This is a genomic window from Tateyamaria pelophila (assembly GCF_019966495.1).
In the GTDB taxonomy this organism is placed as follows: Bacteria; Pseudomonadota; Alphaproteobacteria; order Rhodobacterales; family Rhodobacteraceae; genus Tateyamaria; species Tateyamaria pelophila.
Window position 1 is genome coordinate 1 of record NZ_JAIMIA010000159.1, and the last position, 8715, is coordinate 8715.

6 protein-coding genes are annotated in these 8715 nt (G+C 59.0%); 5 read left to right on the plus strand and 1 reads right to left on the minus strand.

Annotated elements, in window-relative coordinates:
- Positions 1-194 precede the first annotated feature (194 nt).
- The 5 genes from LC354_RS24725 (at position 195) to LC354_RS24745 (ending at position 7982) form a co-directional block, all read left to right on the plus strand.
- Positions 195-599: a helix-turn-helix domain-containing protein gene (locus tag LC354_RS24725; protein WP_223428639.1), complete on the plus strand. Its 405-nt coding sequence runs from the start codon at positions 195-197 to the stop codon at positions 597-599.
- Positions 600-623: 24 nt separating this feature from the next.
- On the plus strand, positions 624-2123 hold the full coding sequence (locus LC354_RS24730) for a DUF1254 domain-containing protein (RefSeq protein WP_223428640.1): 1500 nt from the start codon (positions 624-626) through the stop codon (positions 2121-2123).
- A gap of 59 nt (positions 2124-2182) precedes the next feature.
- Entirely contained in the window at positions 2183-3205 is a 1023-nt protein-coding gene (locus LC354_RS24735; protein WP_223428641.1) for a DUF1214 domain-containing protein, read from the plus strand.
- A gap of 494 nt (positions 3206-3699) precedes the next feature.
- Positions 3700-4860, plus strand: a complete 1161-nt coding sequence (locus LC354_RS24740; RefSeq protein ID WP_223428642.1) for an efflux RND transporter periplasmic adaptor subunit — start codon at positions 3700-3702, stop codon at positions 4858-4860.
- Positions 4857-7982, plus strand: coding sequence for an efflux RND transporter permease subunit (locus tag LC354_RS24745; RefSeq protein ID WP_223428643.1), 3126 nt, complete (start codon positions 4857-4859; stop codon positions 7980-7982). The genes LC354_RS24740 and LC354_RS24745 overlap by 4 nt, the downstream gene beginning before the upstream one ends.
- 400 nt (positions 7983-8382) lie before the next feature.
- Here the strand turns inward: LC354_RS24745 and LC354_RS24755 are convergent, their stop codons facing one another.
- Positions 8383-8631 (minus strand): hypothetical protein, encoded by a 249-nt coding sequence (locus LC354_RS24755; RefSeq protein WP_223428644.1) that lies wholly within the window; start codon positions 8629-8631, stop codon positions 8383-8385.
- Positions 8632-8715: the final 84 nt, after the last annotated feature.

Sequence of the window (8715 nt, forward strand, 5' to 3'; positions counted from 1 at the left end):
ACGGCATATTGGTTGGGATGTTCATGGCATCAAATTAACCTAGCCATAACGGCCGAACAACTTGGCAATACCGTTGACGTCTATGAGATGGCAGATTCTCACGAAGTTTGGCGCGAAAAGGGCTGCGTTCGAAATACGAATCGGTCACCGTGCGTGCGTAACAAGACGGTAGTGTAATTCATATGACCTACAGAATGAGGAATTCCCCAAAGGAGCATTCCAGGGTCAAATCAGTGATTGCCGGATTGGCCCTGGCCGGTACCGTTTCACTCGAATCCGTCGCCAAACGTCTTGGGACCAGTCCCCGAACGCTTCAGCGTCGATTGACCGAGCAAGGTATCAGTTTCTGGACGCTGGTCGAGCAGAGCCGGTTCGAGATTGCCGGGGCCTTGCTGCGAGAGACGGATCTGAAAGTGCAGGAGATCGCGACCAGACTTGGCTACAATTCCCCGAGTGGGTTCAGCCGTGCTTTTGCCAGATGGGCGGGCTGCTCGCCGAAGGTCTTCAGGGGTGCTCCCGTTGAGCGCCATGAAGAAACGAGAATGGCGCGAACTGGGCAGAAGTTACTCACACCCACGCGTAGCCTTACAGAAAAATGAATTCCACCTATGGAGAAATCATCGATGATACGCCGGACCGCTATGAGTGCAATCGCCTTCACCCTCGCCATGGGGCCCGCTTTCGGCCAAGTTTCGCAGGAAGAGCTCGACGCGATCTCGATCCCCGACAAGGTCGAGACAGCCATCGGCGCGCTTGAGTTCTTCGACGGCGTGCCCACGGATGCGACCGTGGAGATGGTCTATGACAATCTCGACCGGATGCGTGGGACCGATGTGTTCCTTGACAATATTGGTGCCGTGTCAATGTACAGCGTGCGAAAGGGGCTCGCGGATGCCGGGGCCGAGGGCGCGAACCGCATCGCGCTATTTGCCAATCTGATGGATTCCCAGACCCTCGTGGTGACGGCCAACACCTCAACGCTCTACGCCTATACCTATACCGATCTTGCCAAGGATGGTCCGACGGTTATCGAGGTTCCTCCCGGGATGCTCGGCTTTCTCAACGATGCGTGGCAGCGTTTTGTCGGCAATATGGGCGTCACCGGGCCAGACAAGGGCGAAGGTGGCAAGTATCTTGTCGTGCCCCCCGGCTATTCCGGTGACATCCCGGACGGATACTTTCTTTTGAAGCCATCGACGAACCGAAATTTTCTGTTTTTGCGCGGGTCGATCGCAAAGGGACTCAAGCCCGAGGTCGAGAACATCCAGTCGAAGCTGCGAGTCTATCCGCTGAAAGACGCGGCCAACCCGGCAGAGACCGAGTTCGTCAACGTGTCGAACAAGGCGTTCAATACCGTGTTTCCAAGCGACTTCAGTTATTTCGAAATGCTGAACGAGGTCGTTCAGGGGGAACCGATTGAGGCAATCAGTCCAGACGTGCGTGGTGAGATCGCGGCGATCGGCATCGTCAAGGGTCAGGACTTCGCGCCGGATGACCGGATGAAGAAACTGTTGACCGAGGCCGCCACACTCGGCGCCGCGTCGGCCCGCGCCATCACCTATCACCCCCGTATCGCCGGGGTGAGCATTTATCCAGACGATCCCAAGAGCGTCTGGTCTACGGCCTTCGCCAACAAGAACACGAGCTTCGAGGCGGATGGAGCAATGGGACTGGATGCGCGGGCGCTGTATTACTACAACGCTGGTGGCGTGACCCCGGCCATGGCCGCCACCATCCCGGGCGCGGGCTCGGACTATGGTTTGGCCGTTCTTGATGCCAACAAGCAGGCGTTCGACGGCGCGAAGACCTACAAACTCACCCTGCCCAAGGACGTGCCGGTCAAGGATTTCTGGGCGGTCACGATCTACGACACACAGACGCGTTCGCAGCTCCAGACGTCGCAGAGCTTTCCGACCATTGGCAGCCAGACTAAGGGCATGACCCAGAATGCAGATGGGTCCTATGACATCTACTTTGGTCCCGAGGCACCCGAGGGCAAAGAGGGAAACTGGCTTCAGACCGTCCCGGGAAAAAGCTGGTTCACGATCCTGCGCATGTACGGCCCGCTTGAGCCTTGGATCAACAAGACCTGGCGTCCCGGCGAAATCGAAATGGTTCAATGAGCGGTTGCGCGTTCAAGTCAAACCAAACGATTCCATATCCACAAAAGGCTCTCAATAATATGAAATATCTCTCTGCTGTTTCCTTGGCCGTTGCGCTGGCTGTCGTGGCGGCGCCCATGACGGCAGTTGCCGCCCCGATCACCGTCAATGTTGACAATTTCGACCGTGCACAAACCAATATGGAGTTCGAAGGCATTCTCAAGCTGGCTGGCGGCATCAATGCGCTGCACCACAACCGGTCAACGACGCCGATCGACAAGCAGAACGTCATCCGGATGAACCGCGACACGCTCTACAGCCTTGGGGTGGTCGACATTTCCAAGGGCGCGACGGTCACCCTGCCGGATGCCGGCAAGCGTTACATGTCGCTGATGGTCATCAACAATGATGGGTATGTGAACGAGGTGTTCTATGGCGGTGGCGCGCATCAACTGACCGTGGACAAGTTTGATACCCCCGTTGTGGGACTGGTCATCCGCACCCTTGCGAACCCTGAGGATCAGGCCGATCTTGCCGCCGCGCACGCGCTTCAGGACAAGATCGAGATTTCCGCTGGATCTGACACGGCCTTTGCCATGCCCGATTACGATCAAACGAGTTACAAGGCGACGCTTGAGCCCATTCTCGACCTGGCCAAGGGCCTGGCACGCTACATCGATACGTTCGGCGCCAAGGATGAGGTCAATCCGATTCACTTCATGATCGGCACAGCCTCGGCCTGGGGCGGTCTGCCGGACAAGGATGCTGTCTATGTCAACGTGCAGCCAAATCTGCCTGTCGGCGAATACGAACTCACCGTCAAGGATGTGCCGGTCAAGGGGTTCTGGTCGATCAGCCTCTATAACGCCAAGGGCTATTTCCAGGAAAATGACCTCAAGGCATACAGCCTGAACAACCTGACCGCCAAGCCCAACAGCGACGGGTCCTATACCATTCGTTTCGGCGGCTGCGGCGCGGGGGTCGAGAACTGTCTGCCGATCATGGACGGCTGGAACTATGCGGTTCGCATGTATGAACCCGAACAATCAATTCAGGACGGAACCTGGACGTTCCCCGGGCCGCCGGTGGCGCGGAGCAAGTGAAATGAAAGGGTATCAGTATAACCCAACATAGCGAGACAAAACAGATGTACGGCTTTAACGGCGCGGCATATGTCGCGCCGCGGCTCGGAGCGTTGCTGAGGTTTTCGAGAAAGATGCTGCGCTTTTTTTGCCGACATCGATCGCAAAACCCTTGGGCTGATGTGCAGTTTGCTGAGTGTCGAAAGAGCAGATGAACAAGGAACCGCAGTTTACAAGAGATACCCAATGACGTCTTCTTACGGCCCGCACGCACTGCCAAGGACAAGAAGGCGGGAGTTGATCGTCGGTCTGGTCGTTTCACGCACGGCATCCGCTCGGGACCGTTTCCGGCGGGATTACGGGCTTTCTGTTCGTTCAGACAGCCGACCCTCGGCACCGGCTCAACCGTTGAAGAGCTTTCCGGGTGGGCCACGCGTGTGCACGTAATATTGACGTGCTTTTCACTCCGCCATCCGCGATACTAAATCGTGAGCGCAAGTTTGAAAGCCTCTGCCATGAAAGCCATTCGGCAAGTTATCGTGTGCCTCGTGATCGTCGCTGCAGGCATTTACATTCTGGGCAATCAGGTTCCGGCCGCGCAGGGTGTTCTGGATCGTTTCGGATTGCTGGCCCCCTTGGGCATCGAGCGCGCGGAAGAGGGTGTCGCTGACACCACGGCAAGACGCCCGCGATCAGGGGCGACGCAGGTCATCACAACGACTGTCGGTGAGCAGGTTCTGGCGGACCGGATTACAGCCATCGGTGACGGACGGGCAAAATTTGCCGTTACGGTCCGGTCCAATGCGGTGGGCGTGATTACCGACCTGTCGCTGACCGCAGGAAGCTACGTTCAGGCAGGGACCGTCATTGCCCGGCTGCGCGACGAAGCGGAACAGATTGCGCATGAAATGGCACAGATCGAACTGGAAGACGCGCGTATCCAAGAGCAACGTGTCGCACGTCTGGAAACGGCGGGCGCTGTGACCGAGGTGCGGCGTCGCGAAACCGAAGTGGCAGTGCGGACGGCAGAGTTGGCCGTACGGCAGGCCGAATTCGATTTGTCTCAACGGCAGGTGATGGCCCCGATATCCGGTTGGGTCGGGCTCATTGACGTGCAAGAGGGCGACCGGGTCAATGCTCAGGATATTCTGACCACGATCTCCGACCGCTCCGACATCCTGATCGACTTTCGCGTGCCCGAACGCGTTGTCGGCAAGATGCGTCTGGGCCAACAGATCGAGGTGATGCCGCTCGGGCTGCGGAATGTGCTGCTCGCAGGCGAGATTGCCGCTATCGATTCGGTTGTGGATCGGGCCAGTCGGACGCTTTTGGTGCGGGGGCGCGTGGCCAATACCGACGACAGGCTGCGGGCGGGCATGGCTTTTTCCGTCGCCATGTCTTTTCCCGGAGAGACATTGCTGTCGATTGCGCCGCTGGCTTTGCAGTGGTCGAGCGAAGGGGCCTTTGTCTGGACCGTGCGGGACGGAAAGGCGATGCAGGCCACCGTCGATATCGTGCAACGCAACAGTGATGCCGTGCTGGTTGCCTCGGATGACCTGAAAGTTGGAGAGATCATCGTGACGGAGGGCGTCCAAACCTTGCGCAAGGGTGCCGAAGTCGAAACGGTCGAACACATCGAACCGCCGGCAACGGGCACAAAGGCAGAAACTCTATGACCGCCACTGCTCTGGTTTGCGCTCCGGCGGGTCAGACCTCCGGGATGGCGCTTTTCGTGCGTCGGCCGATCCTCGCTTTCGTGCTGAATGCGCTGATTGTGCTGGCGGGCATTGCAGGGCTGTTCGGGGTGGAGATCCGCGAATTGCCAAACGTCGATCGTCCGGTGGTTACCGTCACGACCAGATTTGCCGGCGCATCGCCGGAATCGGTTGATCAGGAATTGACCGGGCGTATCGAAGGGGCTGTCGGTCGGGTGTCGGGTGTGCGGTCGATCTCGTCCAATTCCCGGTTCGGGCGCAGTCGTGTGACCCTCGAATTCAATGACAATGTGGATATTGTCGTCGCGGCCACGGACGTGCGCGATGCGGTGGCGCGGATCGTGAACCAGTTGCCTGAAGGCGCGGACCAGCCCGAGATTGTGAAGGCGGATTCCGATGCGCAGGCGGTAATGCGTATTGCCGTGACTTCAGCAGGACGGTCCCCGCAAGAGCTGACGCGGATCGTGCGGGACAGGATCGAGGATCGCCTGATTTCCGTCGACGGGGTTGCCGATCTCCAGATCTATGGCGACCGCGTTCCGATCTTTCGCGTTGACATCGACCAGCTTGAATTGGCGAGCAGGGGGCTGACGTTGAGCGATCTTCAGCGCACTCTGGCGGATGTCGCCTTTGATGCGCCGGCCGGGGATCTGGCCGGAGACCGTCAGACCATCAACGTGCGCACAACTGCGAGCGTGGCGACGCCGGAGGCCTTTGAAGCGCTGCAAATCGCCGAAGACGTCAGCCTGGGCGATGTGGCGCGTGTCACGTTGGGGCCGGCGCCGGGTGAAACGATTCTGCGCGCCAACGGGCAACTGGGCATTGGCATTGGCATCATCCGTCAGGCGACGTCGAATACGTTGGAGATATCACAGAATGTGCGTGCGGCGGTCGAGGAGTTGGACCGCAGCTTGCCCGATGATGTGAATATATTCGTGACTTCGGATGACGCGACCTTCATCTCCGGTTCCATCGAAGAGGTCCTCAAGACACTGGCCTTTGCGGTGGCGATCGTCGTTGGGATCATCTTTGTTTTTCTGCGCGATGTTCGAGCGACTCTGATTCCGGCTCTGACGTTGCCGGTGGCGCTTGTCGGCACGATTGCGGCGATCTATCTGATCGGGTTTTCTATCAACATCCTGACACTGTTGGCGCTGGTATTGGCAACCGGCATGGTGGTTGACGACGCTATTGTCGTGCTTGAAAACATTGTGCGCCTGCGGGGGCAGGGGATGGGGCCACGGGCAGCGGCAGTGAACGGCGTGAGGCAGGTATTCTTTGCCGTGGTCACGACGACCGCCACTCTCGCGGCTGTCTTCATACCGTTGTCGTTCTTGCCGGGGCAGGCGGGAGGACTGTTTCGCGAATTCGGGTTCACGCTCGCCATCGCAGTTATGCTGTCCTCGGTCGTCGCCTTGTCGCTGTGCCCTGTGTTGGCAAGCAGGTTGCTGACCAAGACCCCGGACAAGAACGCGCGCGGGCCGATGATATGGCTCGGTAATCGATTGATGGTGCTGTATTCGACCACTCTGCGTGCAGCGCTGGCGATGCCCTTTGCCGTCATCCTGATCGCGGCGTTCGTTGCGGTCGCGGCGGCGTTGGTCGCTGGCAATATCCGGCAGGAACTGACCCCACGGGAGGACCGTGCCGTCGCTCTGCTCCGCGTTACGGCACCACAGGGGGTGTCGCTGGAATACACGCAAGCGCAGATGCGTCAGATCGAAGATCTGGTAACGCCCTTGCGGGAGAGCGGCGAGGTCACCAACATTTTCTCGATCACGGGGTTCGGTGCGGACAATCGTGGTTTCATGGTGTTCACGCTGGCCAATTGGGCCGATCGGGAACGCGCCCAGCAGGATATCGTGTCTGAAATCAACGGCAAGCTGCGCGGGGTCATCGGCGTGCGAGCGTTTGCCATTCAGCCCAATTCGCTTGGCATTCGAGGGGCGGGCCGGGGCTTGGCCTTTGCGATCACCGGCGACAATTATGGACAGCTTTCAGAAGTGGCCGAGACCATGGTGGAGCGGCTGAGTGCGATCCCCGGCATGGGGCAGGTGCAACTGGAATACGAACGCACGCAACCGCAACTCTTTGTGCAAATTGATCGCGCCCTTGCGGCGGATCTGGGCATCGACATCAGTGGGTTGGGGCAAGCGTTACAAGCGTTGCTGGACGGGCGCCGGGTTGCGTCGGTCTTTATCGACGACACCAGCTATGATGTGCAAATGCTATCGACGTCGACCCCGGTCAATGACCCCGGCGATCTGGAGAACGTGTTTGTTCAGGCCAGCGGCGGGCAGATGGTGCCGATGTCGAGTTTCGCGACGCTTGAGGAGCGCGCCGTCGCCCCCGAACTTGACCGGGAAGGGCAGAACCGCTCGGTTGAGTTGACCGCTGCCCTGACGCCTGAGTTGTCGCTGGGCGACGCATTGGCGCAGGTCCGCGAGATCGGCAATGAAGTGCTGGCCGAACAGAACCGCATCGTGCCACTGGCAGAGGCCGCGACGCTGGACCAGACCAATTCGGGTCTGTTTGTCACCTTTGGCTTTGCCATACTCGTGGTCTTCCTGGTGCTGTCTGCGCAATTCGAGAGCTTTGTTTCCGCGGTCGTGGTCATGGCCACGGTTCCGCTCGGGCTGGCCTGTGCGGTATTTGCGCTGCTCATGACGGGCCAGAGCCTGAACGTCTACAGCCAGATCGGATTGGTGATGCTGATCGGGATCATGGCGAAGAATGGTATTCTGATCGTGGAATTTGCCAATCAGTTACGTGACAAGGGACAGGAGGTGCATGCGGCCATTCTCGACGCCTCGACCATCCGATTGCGTCCCGTGATGATGACCATGACATCGACAGTGCTGGGCGGCGTGCCGCTGATCCTGTCGGCAGGGGCAGGGGCCGAGGCGCGCGAAGCGCTTGGATGGGTTATTGTCGGCGGTTTGGGGATGGCGACGTTGTCGACACTCTATCTGACGCCGGTTGCTTATCTTCTGCTCGCGCGGTTCACGACACCCAAGGCAAAGGAAGAAGCGCGCTTGCAACGGGAACTGCATGCCGCCGAGGGGCATGTGGCTGCGGAATGACGGTGAGGCAATCCTGACGGCCCCGTAAATGTAACACCCGTTGGCCAGACAATTTCATATCCTTGGATTTAAACGGCTGCTTCCTGGGTGATTGCGCGCCATGTCTGCATCGCCGGAGATCTCATTTCACGGAACTCGTCGGAGGGCATTTCGGGGCGGGGAAGATGGATCGATAGAAATCGCTGCAACTGGACCGAGGATTTGGACTTTTTCATTGCCTGCTCTCGTTGCCGGGTTGGCTGACGAGAGGTCTCAGATCGATTGTTCAAGCTCTTTTGAGGCCGATGCTCGACGCCGGGCAGGATCTCCCGTTTTACGTCCGGAGCCGGAGTGAACAATCGGCCGTGTCACCGCAACCCATATGGCGCAGACGACATCGTAGATGCAAATGATGATGGTGTCAGGGGCGGGGGGCGACAGCCGGGGCTGCGTCCGAACGGCTTTGCAAACTGGCGCGCAACATCTCTGAGAACCGTCGTCCGAGAGGCGTGCTCATGTGTCCGGCACGGCGGACGATCCCGACCTGTCGGCGAAATCCGAAATCTTCCAGCCAGAACTGCCCGAAATTCTGATATCCCGACATCTGCAAGGTCAGTTCCGGTGCAATGCTCAGATAACGGGTCCCGGACAGGAACTGGCGGATCAGCAAGTCCGCGTTGGTTCAGGTTTCTCGGACGCCGCTCGCTGATGTTGGATTTGGGCGGGGCTTTGCCCGGCGTCGGAGAAGCGCTCA